We start from the raw sequence: 14,521 nt of genomic DNA on the forward strand, positions 1-14,521 counted from the left end.
TGCCCGCGGCCGTGATGGGTCCTCGGGTCAAGCCCGAGGATGACGGGCGGATAGGTAAGAGACTGCATGTTCAAGAAAATCCTGATCGCCAATCGCGGTGAAATCGCCTGCCGGGTCATCAAGACTGCGCGAAAACTCGGCATCGCCACTGTCGCCGTCTATTCCGACGTCGACCGGGGCGCACTGCATGTCACCATGGCCGACGAGGCGGTTCATATCGGCCCCGCGCCATCGTCCCAGTCCTATATCGTCATCGACAGGATCATCGAGGCCATCCGCAAGACCGGCGCGGACGCGGTGCATCCGGGCTACGGCTTCCTGTCGGAAAATGCCGCTTTTGCCGAGGCGCTGGAAAAAGAAGGCGTCGCCTTCATCGGCCCGCCCGTGGGCGCGATCCAGGCGATGGGTGACAAGATCACCTCCAAGAAACTCGCCGCCGCGGCCGGCGTCAGCACCGTGCCCGGCCATATGGGGCTAATCGAGGATGCCGACGAGGCGGTGACGATCGCCTCTCGTATCGGCTATCCCGTGATGATCAAGGCGTCGGCCGGCGGCGGCGGCAAGGGCATGCGCATCGCCTGGAACGATGCCGAAGCGCGAGAGGGTTTCCAGTCCTCCAAGAACGAGGCGAAGAGCGCGTTTGGCGACGACCGCATCTTCATCGAGAAGTTCGTGACGCAGCCGCGCCATATCGAAATCCAAGTGCTCGGCGACAAACAGGGCACCACGCTCTATCTCGGCGAGCGCGAATGCTCGATCCAGCGGCGCAACCAGAAGGTCGTGGAAGAGGCCCCCTCGCCTTTTCTCGACGCGGCGACGCGCAAGGCCATGGGCGAGCAGGCCGTGGCGCTGGCGAAGGCCGTCGACTATCATTCCGCCGGCACGGTGGAATTCATCGTCGACGGGGCGCGGAATTTCTACTTCCTCGAAATGAACACGCGCCTCCAGGTGGAGCATCCGGTCACGGAACTCATCACCGGCATCGACCTCGTGGAGCAGATGATCCGCGTCGCCGCGGGAGAAAAGCTGAGCTTCGGGCAGGAGGACGTCAAACTGAACGGCTGGGCCATAGAAAGCCGCCTCTATGCCGAAGACCCCTACCGCAATTTTCTGCCGTCGATCGGCCGCCTCACCCGCTACCGCCCTCCGATGGAAGGCCGGCAGGCGGATGGCATCGTCGTACGCAACGACACCGGCGTCTTCGAGGGCGGCGAGATCTCGATGTATTACGACCCAATGGTCGCAAAACTCTGCACCTGGGCACCGGACCGGCTTTCCGCCATCGATGCCATGGCGCGCGCGCTCGACGATTTCGAGGTGGAAGGCATCGGCCACAACCTGCCCTTCCTCTCCGCCGTGATGGGCAACGCGCGTTTTCGCGATGGCAGCCTCACCACCGCGTTCATCGCGGAAGAATTTCCGGATGGTTTCCACGGCGTCGCGCCGGACGCTTCGGCTGCCCGCCAACTTGCCGCCGTAGCCGCCTTCGTCCAGCAGGCCTTGCAGGAACGTGCCGCGAAGATTTCCGGCACGATCGGCAACCACCGCCGTATCGTCGGGCGCGAATGGGTCGCAAGCCTTGCCGGCGGCGAGCATGCGCTGACGCTGGAAATCGGCCAGGACGGTCTTGCCGTGCATTTCGACGACGGCGAGACGCTGGGCGTTGCGGGCAACTGGACGCCCGGCCGCCGCCACGCGATCTTTACTGTGGCCGGCACGCGCATGGGCGTGAAGGTGGACCTCGTCGGCTCGGCGATCCGCCTGCGCTGGCGCGGCATGGACGTGACGGCGCATGTGCGGGAACCCCGCGTGGCCGCACTCGCCCGGCTGATGCCGCAGAAACTGCCGCCCGATACGTCGAAGCTGTTGCTCTGCCCGATGCCCGGCGTCATAACCATGCTTCTCGTCGCGGAAGGCGAAACAGTCGAGGCCGGACAGACGCTCGCCACCATCGAGGCGATGAAGATGGAAAACGCGATGAAGGCCGAGCGCCGCGGCACGGTCAGGCGCATCGCCGTCACGATCGGGCAAAGCCTTGCCGTGGACGAAACGATCCTGGAGTTCGAATGATGGCCGGCAAGACTTTTGCGGACTGGGAAGCTCTGGCGGAAAGGGAACTGCGCGCCTCGCCCGACACGCTGACCTGGCAGACGCCCGAGGGCATCGCGGTCAAGCCCGTCTATACGCAGGACGACCTCACCGGCACCGGCCATCTCGGCTCCGTGCCGGGCTTTGCGCCCTTTGTGCGCGGCCCGCGCGCCACCATGTATGCCGGCCGGCCCTGGACGATCCGGCAATATGCCGGCTTCTCGACGGCAGAGGCCTCCAACGCCTTCTACCGCAAGGCGCTCGCCGCCGGCCAGCAGGGCGTCTCCGTCGCCTTCGACCTTGCCACCCACCGCGGCTATGACAGCGACCACCCGCGCGTCGTCGGCGATGTCGGCAAGGCGGGCGTCGCCATCGACAGCGTGGAGGACATGAAGATCCTCTTCGCCAACATTCCGCTGGAGAAGATTTCCGTGTCAATGACGATGAACGGCGCGGTGATCCCGATCCTCGCGAGTTTCATCGTCGCCGGGGAAGAACAGGGTGTGGCGCGCGAAAATCTGTCCGGCACCATCCAGAACGATATCCTCAAGGAGTTCATGGTCCGCAACACCTACATCTACCCGCCAAAGCCCTCGATGCGGATCATCGCCGACATCATCGACTATACGGCGCGGGAAATGCCGAAGTTCAACTCGATCTCGATCTCCGGCTACCACATGCAGGAGGCGGGCGCGACGCTGGTGCAGGAGCTTGCCTTCACCATCGCCGACGGACGCGAATATGTCCGCGCCGCCATCGCCAAGGGGCTTTCCGTCGACGAGTTCGCCGGCCGCCTCTCCTTCTTCTTCGCGATCGGCATGAACTTCTTCATGGAGGCGGCCAAGCTGCGCGCCGCCCGCCTGCTCTGGGACCGCGTCATGGACGAGTTCCAGCCGAAGAAGGCATCCTCGCGCATGCTTCGCACCCATTGCCAGACCTCCGGCGTCTCTTTGCAGGAGCAGGATCCCTATAACAACATCGTGCGCACCGCCTTCGAGGCGATGTCGGCCGTGCTCGGCGGCACGCAGTCGCTGCACACCAATTCCTTCGACGAGGCGATTGCGCTGCCGACGGAGTTTTCCGCCCGCATCGCCCGCAACACCCAGCTCATCCTCCAGCACGAGACGGGTGTCACAAAGGTGGTCGATCCGCTGGCCGGCTCCTACTATGTCGAAAGCCTCACCCACGAGCTTGCCGAAAAGGCCTGGGCGCTGATCGAAGAGGTGGAGGCCATGGGCGGCATGACGAAGGCCGTGATCGAGGGCCTGCCGAAACGCCTGATCGAGGAGGCCGCGACCCGTCGGCAGGCCGCCGTAGACCGGGGCGACGAGGTGATCGTCGGCGTCAACAAATACCGGCTGGAGGACGAACCGCCGATCGACATTCTGGAGATCGACAACAGCGCCGTACGCGCCTCGCAGATCAGACGGCTGGAGGACATTCGCCGTCGGCGCGACAGCGCGGCCGTGGCCGCAGCGCTCGGGGCACTGGAAGCGGCCGCGAAAACCGGAGAAGGCAACCTTCTGGAAGCGGCCGTTGCCGCGGCGCGGGCGCGCGCAACGGTGGGCGAGATTTCCGATGCCATGCGCCGCGCCTTCGGCGACCACGCCGCCGTGCCCGACGTGGTCGGCGACATCTACGGTCCCGCCTATGGCGACGACCCCGAATACAGGACGCTTGCCGGGCGTATTGCCGCGCACGGCGCCAGGCCGAAGATCATGGTGGCGAAACTCGGCCAGGACGGGCATGACCGCGGGGCGAAGGTGATCGCTTCGGCCTTCGGCGACCTCGGCTTCGATGTGCTGATGGGGCCGCTCTTCCAGACGCCGGAGGAGGCAGCCGACCTTGCCGTCGGCGCGAAGGTGCAGGTCGTCGGCATGTCCTCGCTCGCCGCCGGGCACAAGACGCTTGCGCCGGCGCTGGTCGCGGCTTTGCGCGAGCGCGGGGCGCAGAACGTCGTCGTGGTCGTCGGCGGCGTCATCCCGCGCCAGGACTACGACTTCCTGCTAGAGCATGGTGTGTCGGCCGTGTTCGGCCCCGGCACCAACGTGCTCGACGCAGCCAATGCCGTGCTCGACCTCGTCGAGGGCCGCATCCGGAACCAATAGGAGAGAGCCATGCTCGGAGCGCTCAACCACGTCGCCATCGCCGTTCCCGACCTTGCGGCCGCCGCCGACCGCTACGCCCAGCTGGGGGCGAAGGTCTCCCCGCCCCAGGACCTGCCCGAACATGGCGTCACCATCGTCTTCGTGGAACTGCCCAACACCAAGATCGAATTGCTCCACCCTCTGGGCGAGGCCTCGCCGATCGCCGCTTTCCTGGAGAAGAACCCGGCCGGCGGCATCCATCACCTCTGCTTCGAGGTGGCGGATATCGGCGCCGCAGCCGAGGCCGTCCGCGCCACCGGCGCACGCATCCTCGGTGACGGCACGCCCAAGATCGGCGCTCACGGCAAGCCCGTGCTCTTCGCTCATCCGAAGGATTTTCACGGCGCGCTCGTCGAATTCGAAGAAAGCTAGGTTCGAGCAGCAAAGGCTCTATCTTTACAATCGGCGCCTCAGGCGATTGCCTGCGGCGCCGCGCGCCTTTATCGATCTTGCTTGACGGGCGCTTCGCGCCTGGCTCTCACCTTCGGAGTGTTTCCTTGGATCAGCAAGAGATCGGCAACATCGTGGACTGGCTCGTGCAGCAGGGGCTGGACGGGACGGACCCGGCCGAGCTGCTCGCGGGCTTCTGCCGCCGCCTCCGTTTGCTAGGCATCGAGCTCGAACAGGCAGTGATTTTCATCGATACGCTCCATCCCGTTCTCGAATCCCAAGGTTATTTCTGGGATATCAAGGAAGAGGCTAATGCCGGGCGGCGGGATTTTCTGCGGCTGGAGGCGACACGCTACGAACAGCAATGGCTCGACAGCCCCTTCCATCATCTCCTGGAAAACGGGCTCGATGAAGTGCGCGTGCTGCTCTCCAACTACGGGAACTATACGTTCCCCGTGCTGGACGACATGCGGGAGGCGGGCCACACCGATTATTTCGTCCAGCTCCACAGGCTGGGAACCACGGCCTCGATCGGTGAGATCGACGGCCTGTTTTCGCGATGGTCGACAAAACGGCCAGACGGCTTCAGCGAAGAAAATCTCGCATGTCTGCGGCGCGTTGTGCCGGCTTTGGTGCTTGCCGTGAAATCCACAGCACTTCGCCAGATCACCGGCTCGCTTGCCGAAGTTTACCTGGGGCGCGATGCGGCGAGGCGCGTGCTCACGGGACGCATCGAGCGGGGCAAGGTCGATAGCATCCACGCCGTGCTCTGGTTCTCGGACATGCGGAATTACACATCGCTGTCGGAAAGCGTGCCCGGCAACGAACTGATCGCCATGCTGGGCGACTATGCCGAGGCGGTCATTTCCGCCGTGCATGGGGCGGGCGGCGATGTCCTCAAGTTGATCGGCGACGGTACGCTGGCCATCTTCAATCACGCCGATCCGCAGGAAGCCGCAGCCGCGAGCCTCAAGGCCTGGCACGACCTCGCAGAGCGCATAGACGCGCTCAACGCGACACGGCAGGCCGCCGGGCTCGCCACCACGACCGTCCATGTCGGGCTCCATGTCGGCGAGGTGTTCTACGGCAATATCGGCAGCGACGAACGGCTGGATTTCACCGTCATCGGGCCGGCGGTCAACGAAGCCTCCCGCATCGTCGCCGCCACCCGAAAGGTCGATCGTCCGCTGCTGATCTCAGACGACCTGTTTGCCCTGCTTTCCAGGCCGGAAAGCGAGACGTTCGAAGATCTCGGCAAGTTCCGCCTGAAAGGCGTTACGCGCAAAAGGCGGCTGCACGCCCCACGGCGGCTGCAAGCCTGACTAGTCGGCATTGGCGCCCTGGAATTCCAGCAAGCGGCGCCTCAGCCGCGGCAAGGCGAAATCCAAGAAGCTGCGCATTTTCAGCGGCATCTGGCCGCGCGCCACATGCACCACGTTCACCGGCGCCGGTTCCGGCTCGAACAGCTCGAAAACGATCCGCAGACTGCCGGCCTTGACGGCATCCGCGACCTGATAGTGGAACAGCCGTATGGTGCCGACATGGAGGAGTGCTGCGCGAATGGCAGCCTCGACGGTCGTGACCGAAAGGCGCGGCGCCATTGCGACCAGCGTGGCTGTCTTCGTCTGCGGATCGGTGAGCCGCCAGTTGGCGGAGGAGCCTGGGCCATCGAGCACGATGCAGGGCATCTCCTGCAACGCGGCCACCGTTTGCGGCATGCCATGGACGGCCAGCAGCTCCGGGCTCGCGCAGATGACCGTGCGCATCGAGCCGACCGTCGTCGCGATCATCGTGCTGTCGGGAAGCCTGCCGATGCGCACCGCCATGTCGACGTGATCCTCCACGAGCTGGACGTTTCGATCGAGCAGCAGCAGCCGGATGTTGATGTTGGGAAACAGGTCGAGGAAGTCGGCCACGATCGGCAGGACATGAAGCTGGCCGAACTGGACCGGCGTGGTGATGACGAGCTCGCCTTTGGGCGAGGTAAATTCGCCCGAGACCTCGCGCTCCGCTTCATCCACCTGATCGATGATCCGCCGGGCCGCTGCAAGGTAGGTGACCCCGGCATCGGTCAGGCTCAACTTGCGCGTGGTGCGGACCAGGAGTTTTGCGCCCAAGGCCGCCTCAAGGTCGGAAATCTTTCTGGCGACGGTCGTCAGCGGCACGCCGAGCCGCCTTGCCGCCGCCGAGAAGCTGCCGCTGTCGACGACGTCGATCAGCAGGGACATGGCACCGAGACGATCCATCCATATTCCCATATTCTGGTCAGGTTATAACCAGAAATAGCCGATTATCCCAAAAACCGAAATGACTAAATTGACGTGATCGAAGTCAATCCTCGGAGCGGGACCATGGGCTACGGATTTATGGACATTGCAGTGACGCCGAGCGTGCGCGCGGTGCAGGCCGAAATGGGAGCCGATGGCATCTGGTCAGACTTTCGCGGGCATCGGGAATTCGACCGGTTCAGCGCAAACGAAAAAGCCTTCATCGCCGAGCGTGACAGCGCCTACATCGCTTCCGTGTCGGAGACCGGCTGGCCCTATGTCCAGCACCGCGGCGGCCCGCGCGGCTTCCTCAAGGTGATCGATGACCGGACCCTGGCCTTCGCGGACTATCGCGGCAACCGGCAGTACATCAGCACCGGGAACTTCGCGGCCAACGACCGCGCCTGCCTCTTCCTGATGGATTATCCGAGACGGGCGCGCCTGAAGATCTATGCCCACGTCGAAAGGCTGGAGCTCGACGAGGACCCATCGTTGACCGAGCTGGTCACGGATGGCCCGTACAGGGCGAAGCTCGAGCGCATCTTCCGTCTCCGGCTCGAAGCCTTCGACTGGAACTGCCCGCAGCACATCGTTCCGCGGTTTACCGAAGACGAGATCGCCAAGGCAGTCCAGCCGCTGCGCGATCGTCTCGCACAACTGGAAACGGAAAATGCCGACCTGAAAGCCCGGTCCGGCTGAATTGCGCCGGCTTCATCTCCACCGAAATCACCCTACTGGAGCACGACCATGACACATCCCACCTACCGCAGCGTCGATGTCGACGGCTTCGATATCTTCTACCGCGAGGCCGGCGATCCGGCGAAGCCGTCTCTCCTGCTGCTGCACGGCTTTCCGACATCCGGCCACATGTTCCGCGATCTCATCCCGCTGCTGGCGAAGGATTTCCATCTCGTGGCGCCGGATCTTCCGGGCTTCGGCCGCTCGGCACTCCCCTCGCGCGACCAGTTCACCTATACGTTCGACAATCTCGCCAATGTCATCGGCCGCTTCACCGAGGTCGTCGGCCTCGAAAAGTTTGCCGTCTATGTCTTCGACTACGGCGCGCCGACCGGCTTGCGCCTGGCGATGGCCCATCCGGAGCGCATAACGGCCATCATTACCCAGAACGGCAACGCCTATACGGAAGGGCTGAGCGACGGGTGGAACCCGATCGAACGCTACTGGCGCGCGCCGACGCCGGAAAACCGCGAGGCGCTGCGGGGCATGCTGGGCGAGGACGCCATTCGCTGGCAATACGAACACGGCGTGTCCAATCCCGCACAGGTCTCGCCCGACGGCATCGCGCTCGACCTCTTCTACTTGCAGCGCCCGGAGGCCGATGAGATCCAGCTCGACTTGATGCTGGACTATGCCAGCAACGTCGCCCTCTACCCTGCCTTCCAGGCCTATTTCCGGGAACATCAGCCCAAGCTTCTGGCGATCTGGGGAGACAAGGACCCCTTCTTCCTGCCGCCCGGTGCGGAAGCCTACAAGCGCGATCTTCCGAACGCCCAGGTCCAGTTCCTCGATACGGGCCACTTCGCGCTTGAAACCCATGCCAACGAGATTGCGGACGCTATCAGGGGCTTTCTCAAGGCTTGAGACAGCGGCGAGCGCCGGCCGATCTTCCGGCCGGCGCTCGTTGCCCATCAAAGGCCGAGCGCGATGCCGTCCTTGCGCGATTCGGACCCGCCGGTCAGCGTTCCGTTCTCCCAGTCGATGCGGATCGCCTGCGCGCCGCCGATGGGGTCCTCCGCCGGGACGATCGCGAAGCCGCGCCGGCAGAGTTCGTCGGCGGTCGCCGCCGGCAGCGTATGTTCGGCTTCGACCTGCGTGCCGTCGGATTTCGGGATCAAGCGCGGCAGGTCGATCGCCTCCTGCAGATCCATGCCGTAGTCGAACACCTTGGAAATCAGGTGCGCATGGCCCATCGCCTGGTAGTAGCCGCCCATCACGCCGAAGGGCATCTCGACCCTGCCGGCGCGCGTGACCATGCCGGGGATGATCGTGTGCAGCGGCCGCTTCAGCGGCGCCACCACGTTCAGATGGCCGGGTTTCAGCGAAAAACTCTGGCCGCGATTGTGCAGGACCACCCCCGAGCGCGGCGCGACCAGACCCGTGCCGAAACTATCGAAGACCGAGTTGATGAAGCTGACGGCGTTGCGATCGCGGTCCACCACGGAAATATAGACCGTGTCGCAATGGAGCGGCATGTCGAAGGGCGGGAGGTCGGTGAGCGCCCGACGCAGGTCGATCATGCCGGCCAGCCGGTCGGCGAGCGCATCCGACAGGAACTCCTCCACCGGCACGTCCGCCTTGTCCGGATCGGCAAGCCAGACGTCGCGTGCGGCATAGGCGAGCCGCGTCGCCTCGATCTCGACATGCAGCCGGTCGGGCGATTGCGGATCGCCCTTCGCCTCGAAACGGCTCAGGATGTTGAGGATCAGGAGCGCGACGATGCCCTGGCCGTTCGGCGGGCATTCATGGATCGTGTACCCGCGAAAGTTCGTGGTGACTGGCGTGACATAGGCCCCGCGCGCCGTCGCAAAATCCTCCATCGTGTGCAGCCCGCCGAGCGAACGGAGATGGGAGACCATGTCTTCCGCGACGGGGCCGGTGTAGAAGCCGTCGCGACCATCGACCGCGATCCCCCTCAACGTTTCGGCGAGTTCCGGCTGGCGGTGGACCTCGCCGATTTTCGGCGCGCGACCGGCGGGCAGGAAGATGCGTGCGGCGGTCGGATCGGCCGCCAGCAGCCCCTCCTCCAGCGACCAATCGCGATGCACCCGCGGCGTGATCGCATAGCCTTCCGCGGCAAAGCGGATTGTCGGGGCCAGGACATCGGCAAACGGAAGTCGGCCATGATCGGCATGGAGTTGCACCCAGGCGTCGATCGCGCCGGGAACGGTCACCGCGGCCGGCGACTGGCGGGGCACTTCGGTCAGGCCGCGCTCGGTGAACCAGTCGAGCGTCAGCGCCGCCGGCGTGCGGCCGGAGCCGTTATATGCGACGACCCTGTCGGAGCCCTTCGGCGCGAAAAGCACGAAACAGTCGCCGCCGATGCCGGTCGAACCCGGCTCGACGGCGCATTGCACGGCGGACGCCGCGATGGCCGCGTCCATGGCATTGCCGCCGGCCTCCATGATCTGCAAGGCCGTCAGCGTCGCGGACGGATGCGATGTCGCCGCCATCGCCTGGCGGGACACGGCGACGGATCGTGTCGGCTTCTCGAAGTTGCGCATGCTGTTCCTCTCTTCGTAGCCAGCGGCCGGTGTCAGCGCCGGCTCGGGGTCGCGAAATCGGCCAGCAGGAGTGCCGTGCCGAGAATGTGGTCCTGCATCACCTGCTCGGCGTGGCGCGCATCGCCCGAACGCAGCGCCGCGATCAGCGCCGCATGCTCCTCCAATGCGGAGAGCGGCTTGTCGACATAGTCGAACCAGATGCGCATGTAGGGCTCGATGACCACATGCAGCGCCGAGATCTGGTGGATAAGTTTCGGCCGGCCGCTCAGCGCATAGATCCGGCCGTGAAACTCCTGGTGGCGCACGACCCAGTCGCTGCTGCCGCTCTGCCCGGCGCGTTCCATGCGCGCGAGCAACCGCTCAAGTTCGTCCAGCACGTCCTCGTCGATGCGGGGAACCGCGAGGCGCACCGCAAGCCCTTCCAGCACGGAGCGCATCTCGAAGGCCTCGTACAGTTCATCGAGCGTGAGGCCCGCGACGATGCAGCCGCGGTTGGGGCGCAACACCACGAGACCATCCGAGGCGAGCCGCCGAAAGGCTTCGCGAACCGGCATGCGGCTCATGCCGATCTCGGCGGCGATATCCTCTGGGATCAGCCGTTCGCCCGCCTTGTACCGGCCGAGACGCAGCGCCTGCTGGATATGGCGATAGGCTTCCTCCTCCGCTGTCGCGGCGGAATTCGGCTGGCTGGAGAAACCTGCGGACATGGCATGGGACCAAAAAGTATTTTTGTATCCACTTATCCAATCATTGACAGACATGTGCCGTCAAGCCGGGTGTGGCGAAATCGTCAGTCGGGGCTGGACGTCGGGACAAACCCTTTGACGAACCGCTCCCGCACCCGGCGGGAGAAGGCCGAGACGGTGGCGCGGTCGGCCGAAGCCGCGGTGACGAGCGCGAACTCGACATCCTCCAGAACCGGCAGGTGGGGCGGAACGATCTCGCGAAGCCCGGCGGGAGCGAGGCTGCGCGGCTGGACGAGCACGCCCATACCGGCCCGCGCCGCCGCGGTCAGCCCGCTGAGGCTGTGACACGAGCAGACGATGCGCCATGGCGTGCCGCTGCGCTCTAACGCATCCATCAGCAGGATCCGGGTGAGGCTCGGCGGTGGGAAGACGATCAGCGGCAGGACGGGTTTCGCAAGCACGGCATCGGGATCGCTCGCCAGCCAGACGAGCGGTTCGCGCAGCACCCCGTCGCCCCGCCTGTCGCCGATCCGACGCTTGGCCATGACGAGATCCAGCTCGCCGCGATCCTGCATTTCGGCGAGCGACTTCGACAGGGCAACCGAAAGCTGGAGATCGACGGAGGGATAATCGGCGATGAAGTCCTCCAGCAATCCGGGCAGTTGCCCACTCACCAGGTCCTCGGAAACGCCGAGCCGGAAGACGCCGCGCGGCGTGTCGACCTCGAACTGCGCGACGGCCTGGCGCTCCAGCGCCAGAAGCTGCCGGGCGTGCGGCAGCAGGGCCTCGCCATCGGGGGTGAGCCGAACCGTATGCGTGTCGCGATGGACGAGCCGCCGGCGCAGGCTGCGTTCCAGGCGTTGCAGATGCTGGCTGACGGTCGACTGGCCGAGGTCCAGCCGCTCGGCGGCGAGCGTGAAGCTCTTGAGCTGGGCCACCGTCACGAAGCTGCGCAACTGCACCATGTCAAGCATATCGCGATCCTCGATAACTGTTATTCCTTGCATTGTGAATCAGGATATCAAAGATCGGCAGCCTGTCGAGACTGATGGATTCCGGACCGTCCCATGAAAAGCCTGCTCCCCGATACCTTCACCCTGCTTCTCATCGCAGCCGTGGGCCTCGCGTCCCTTCTGCCGATTTCCGGCGAGCCCGCGGCATGGTTCGGCATTGCCACCAATATCGCGATCGCCGGCCTTTTCTTCCTGCACGGCGCGCGCCTTTCCACCGACGTGGTGATTGCCGGCTTCCTGCACTGGCGGTTGCAAATCTTCATTCTGGCGACCACCTTCGTGGTGTTCCCGCTGCTCGGCCTCGGCCTCGGCGTCCTGTCGCCCTGGCTGATCCCGCAACCGCTCTATCTCGGCCTGCTTTTCCTGTGTGTGCTGCCGTCGACGGTACAGTCGTCGATCGCCTTCACGTCCATTGCCGGCGGCAACGTGCCGGCGGCGATCTGCGCCGCCTCGACCTCCAACATCCTCGGCATCTTCCTGACGCCGGCCCTCGTCGCCATGCTGTTTTCCGCCGGCGGCCATGTCGGCGTGTCGTTCGACATGGTCTGGAAAATCATGCTCCAACTGTTCCTGCCCTTCGTGGCCGGCCAGCTCTTGCAGCCCTTCATCGGCAAATGGGTGCGCGCGCGCAAGTCGCTGCTCACGCCCTTCGACCGCGGCTCGATCCTGATGGTCGTCTATCTCGCCTTCTCGGATGCGGTGACGGAGGGCGTCTGGCACCAGCTGGAGGCACAGGACCTGGCCATGCTCGTCGCGCTGGACGCCCTGCTGCTCGTGGTCGTGCTCCTCATCACCAGCCTTGGCGCAAAACTGTTCGGCTTCAACCGCGAGGACCGCATCACCGCCGTCTTCTGCGGCTCGAAGAAAAGCCTGGCGAGCGGCGTGCCGATGGCAGGCGTCATCTTCGCCGGCGAGCCGATCGGCGCGATCGTCCTGCCGCTGATGCTGTTTCACCAGATCCAGCTGATGGTCTGCGCCTGGCTCGCCCGGATCTACGCCGAGCGCAAGGCGGCCGCGATACCCGACGCCGCCTAGCGGATTTCGCGGCTCAGCGCTTGCAGCCGGGTGAAGGCATCGTATCGCTTGACGTGACGGGCCGCGGTTTCGCCTTCCGCCGGGTGATAAGTCCGATCGGTCTTTGAAAGGGCAGCCATCGCCGCACCGACATCCGGGAAAGCGCCACCCGCGACGCTGCCGAGAATGGCGGCGCCGAGCAGGACAGGTTCTTCGGCGCGCGTTGCCAGCAGCGGCTTGCCTGTTGTGTCGGCGAGAAGCTGGCGCACGAGATCGAGCTGGCCGGCGCCGCCGCTGATGACGATCTTGTCAACCGGCGCACCTGCCGCCGTCTGTGTTTCGATGATCTGGCGCAGGCCGTAGCCGATACCGCAGAGACCGGCGATGTAGAGCGAGACGAGGTTGTCGAGGTCACGTTCCATGCCGAGTCCGACGATCGCCGCGCGAGCGTGCGGATCGGCGAAGGGCGCACGATTGCCGAGGAATTCCGGTACGACGTGCACGCCGTCGGCCAGTTCCACCACGGCGGACAGCGTTTTTGCCTTTTCGGCCGCCAGTTCGGCCAGCAGAACGGGTAGCGCGAGGCCGCGTGTCTTTGCCAGTGCGAGCGCTTCACCAGCCGCGGGATGAAAGGAGAGAAGCTGTTCGATCGCGGCACCGGCCGCCGATTGTCCCCCCTCGTTCAGCCACATGCCGGGCACCATGGCGGAGAAGTAAGGCCCCCAGACGCCCGGCACGAAGACCGGCTCATGGGTCGAGGTCATGGTGCAGGAGGACGTGCCGAAGACGTAGCCGAGATTGTTTTCCGGCGGGCCATCGACGCCCACCGTGCCGATGCCGCCCGCATGGGCGTCGATCATGCCGGCACCGACCGGCGTGCCGGTGGCAAGGCCGAGTTCTTCAGCCGCGTGCGCCGTCAGGCCGTTGCCGAGCGGCGTGCCGGGCTCGACGACCTGCTGGCCGATGCGGACAAAATCCTCGTCCGCCAGAATGCCGAGGCCGATCTCGCGGAAATAGCTCGGATCCCAGCGCTTCTCATGCGCGAGATAAGTCCATTTGCAGGTGACCGTGCAGGTCGAACGGGCGAGATCACCCGTCGCGCGCCAGGTGAGGAAGTCCGCCAGGTCGAAGAACTGCCAGGCGGCGTCGAAAACCTGCGGGCGGTTTTCCTTGAGCCAGAGCAGTTTCGGCGTTTCCATCTCCGGCGAGATGCGGCCGCCGACATAGCGCAGAACCTCGTGGCCCAGCGCATTGATGCGCTCGACCTGATCGACGGCCCGGTGGTCCATCCAGACGATGATGTCGCGCTCGGGATTTTCCGATGGGCCGACGGGCAGCGGCACGCCATCCTCGCCGAGCACGACCAGCGAGCAGGTCGCATCGAAGCCGATGCCGGCGATTTGTTCCGGCGCAACACCCGCCTTGGCAACAGCCTCGTGCACCGAAGCGCAGACGGCGGCCCAGATTTCCGTGCTCGACTGCTCGACCATCGCGCCCGCCTCGCGAAACAGCGAGATGTCGCGCTTGCCGGAGGCCAGCATGCGGCCGGTCAGATCGAAGAGGCCGGCTCTGGCGCTTCCCGTGCCGACATCGACGCCGATCAGGTAGCGTTCGCCGCCCGCGGGGCGTGCGGAGGAAGGGGTGCTCATAGGGTCTACCGCCTGCAAATCGGGA

Annotated in this window: 12 protein-coding genes; 7 read left to right on the forward strand and 5 right to left on the reverse strand. The window is 65.2% G+C overall.

All coding sequences use genetic code 11. The features are described 5' to 3' along the window. Window positions 1–66 precede the first annotated feature (66 nt). The 4 genes from AC1Q6Z_RS09955 (at window position 67) to AC1Q6Z_RS09970 (ending at window position 5,947) form a co-directional block, all read left to right on the forward strand. On the forward strand, window positions 67–2,070 hold the full coding sequence (locus tag AC1Q6Z_RS09955; protein WP_492647645.1) for an acetyl-CoA carboxylase biotin carboxylase subunit: 2,004 nt from the start codon (window positions 67–69) through the stop codon (window positions 2,068–2,070). Next, window positions 2,070–4,196, forward strand: a complete 2,127-nt coding sequence (gene scpA / locus AC1Q6Z_RS09960) for a methylmalonyl-CoA mutase (RefSeq protein WP_492647853.1) — start codon at window positions 2,070–2,072, stop codon at window positions 4,194–4,196. The genes AC1Q6Z_RS09955 and scpA overlap by 1 nt, the downstream gene beginning before the upstream one ends. 9 nt (window positions 4,197–4,205) lie before the next feature. After that, a complete protein-coding gene (gene mce / locus AC1Q6Z_RS09965) occupies window positions 4,206–4,607 on the forward strand; it encodes a methylmalonyl-CoA epimerase (RefSeq protein WP_492647646.1) in 402 nt (133 codons plus the stop codon). 125 nt (window positions 4,608–4,732) lie between these two features. Beyond that, a complete protein-coding gene (locus AC1Q6Z_RS09970) occupies window positions 4,733–5,947 on the forward strand; it encodes an adenylate/guanylate cyclase domain-containing protein (protein WP_492647647.1) in 1,215 nt (404 codons plus the stop codon). On the opposite strand, the gene AC1Q6Z_RS09975 is transcribed toward AC1Q6Z_RS09970, so the two are convergent. Next, on the reverse strand, window positions 5,948–6,871 hold the full coding sequence (locus AC1Q6Z_RS09975; RefSeq protein ID WP_492647648.1) for a LysR substrate-binding domain-containing protein: 924 nt from the start codon (window positions 6,869–6,871) through the stop codon (window positions 5,948–5,950). It lies immediately after the preceding gene. Between the two features lie 105 nt (window positions 6,872–6,976). Here AC1Q6Z_RS09975 and AC1Q6Z_RS09980 point away from each other — a divergent pair, with 105 nt between their 5' ends. Both AC1Q6Z_RS09980 and AC1Q6Z_RS09985 read left to right on the forward strand, forming a co-directional pair. Beyond that, window positions 6,977–7,591: a pyridoxamine 5'-phosphate oxidase family protein gene (locus AC1Q6Z_RS09980; RefSeq protein WP_492647854.1), complete on the forward strand. Its 615-nt coding sequence runs from the start codon at window positions 6,977–6,979 to the stop codon at window positions 7,589–7,591. Window positions 7,592–7,639: 48 nt separating this feature from the next. Then, on the forward strand, window positions 7,640–8,494 hold the full coding sequence (locus AC1Q6Z_RS09985; RefSeq protein ID WP_492647649.1) for an alpha/beta fold hydrolase: 855 nt from the start codon (window positions 7,640–7,642) through the stop codon (window positions 8,492–8,494). A 47-nt stretch (window positions 8,495–8,541) separates the two neighbouring features. On the opposite strand, the gene ggt is transcribed toward AC1Q6Z_RS09985, so the two are convergent. From ggt to AC1Q6Z_RS10000, 3 genes are all read right to left on the reverse strand, one after another. Beyond that, window positions 8,542–10,134: a gamma-glutamyltransferase gene (ggt, locus tag AC1Q6Z_RS09990; protein WP_492647650.1), complete on the reverse strand. Its 1,593-nt coding sequence runs from the start codon at window positions 10,132–10,134 to the stop codon at window positions 8,542–8,544. A 32-nt stretch (window positions 10,135–10,166) separates the two neighbouring features. Further along, the gene (locus tag AC1Q6Z_RS09995) at window positions 10,167–10,841 is read right to left on the reverse strand and encodes a GntR family transcriptional regulator (protein ID WP_492647651.1); all 675 of its coding nucleotides are present in this window, start codon (window positions 10,839–10,841) and stop codon (window positions 10,167–10,169) included. Between the two features lie 83 nt (window positions 10,842–10,924). Then, the gene (locus AC1Q6Z_RS10000) at window positions 10,925–11,794 is read right to left on the reverse strand and encodes a LysR family transcriptional regulator (protein WP_492647652.1); all 870 of its coding nucleotides are present in this window, start codon (window positions 11,792–11,794) and stop codon (window positions 10,925–10,927) included. 93 nt (window positions 11,795–11,887) lie between these two features. Here AC1Q6Z_RS10000 and AC1Q6Z_RS10005 point away from each other — a divergent pair, with 93 nt between their 5' ends. After that, a complete protein-coding gene (locus AC1Q6Z_RS10005; RefSeq protein WP_492647653.1) occupies window positions 11,888–12,868 on the forward strand; it encodes a bile acid:sodium symporter family protein in 981 nt (326 codons plus the stop codon). Here AC1Q6Z_RS10005 and AC1Q6Z_RS10010 read toward each other — a convergent pair. After that, window positions 12,865–14,496, reverse strand: a complete 1,632-nt coding sequence (locus AC1Q6Z_RS10010; protein WP_492647654.1) for an FGGY-family carbohydrate kinase — start codon at window positions 14,494–14,496, stop codon at window positions 12,865–12,867. The genes AC1Q6Z_RS10005 and AC1Q6Z_RS10010 overlap by 4 nt on opposite strands. Window positions 14,497–14,521: the final 25 nt, after the last annotated feature.

The organism is Shinella sp. GW835-FHT14H05, from assembly GCF_058793575.1.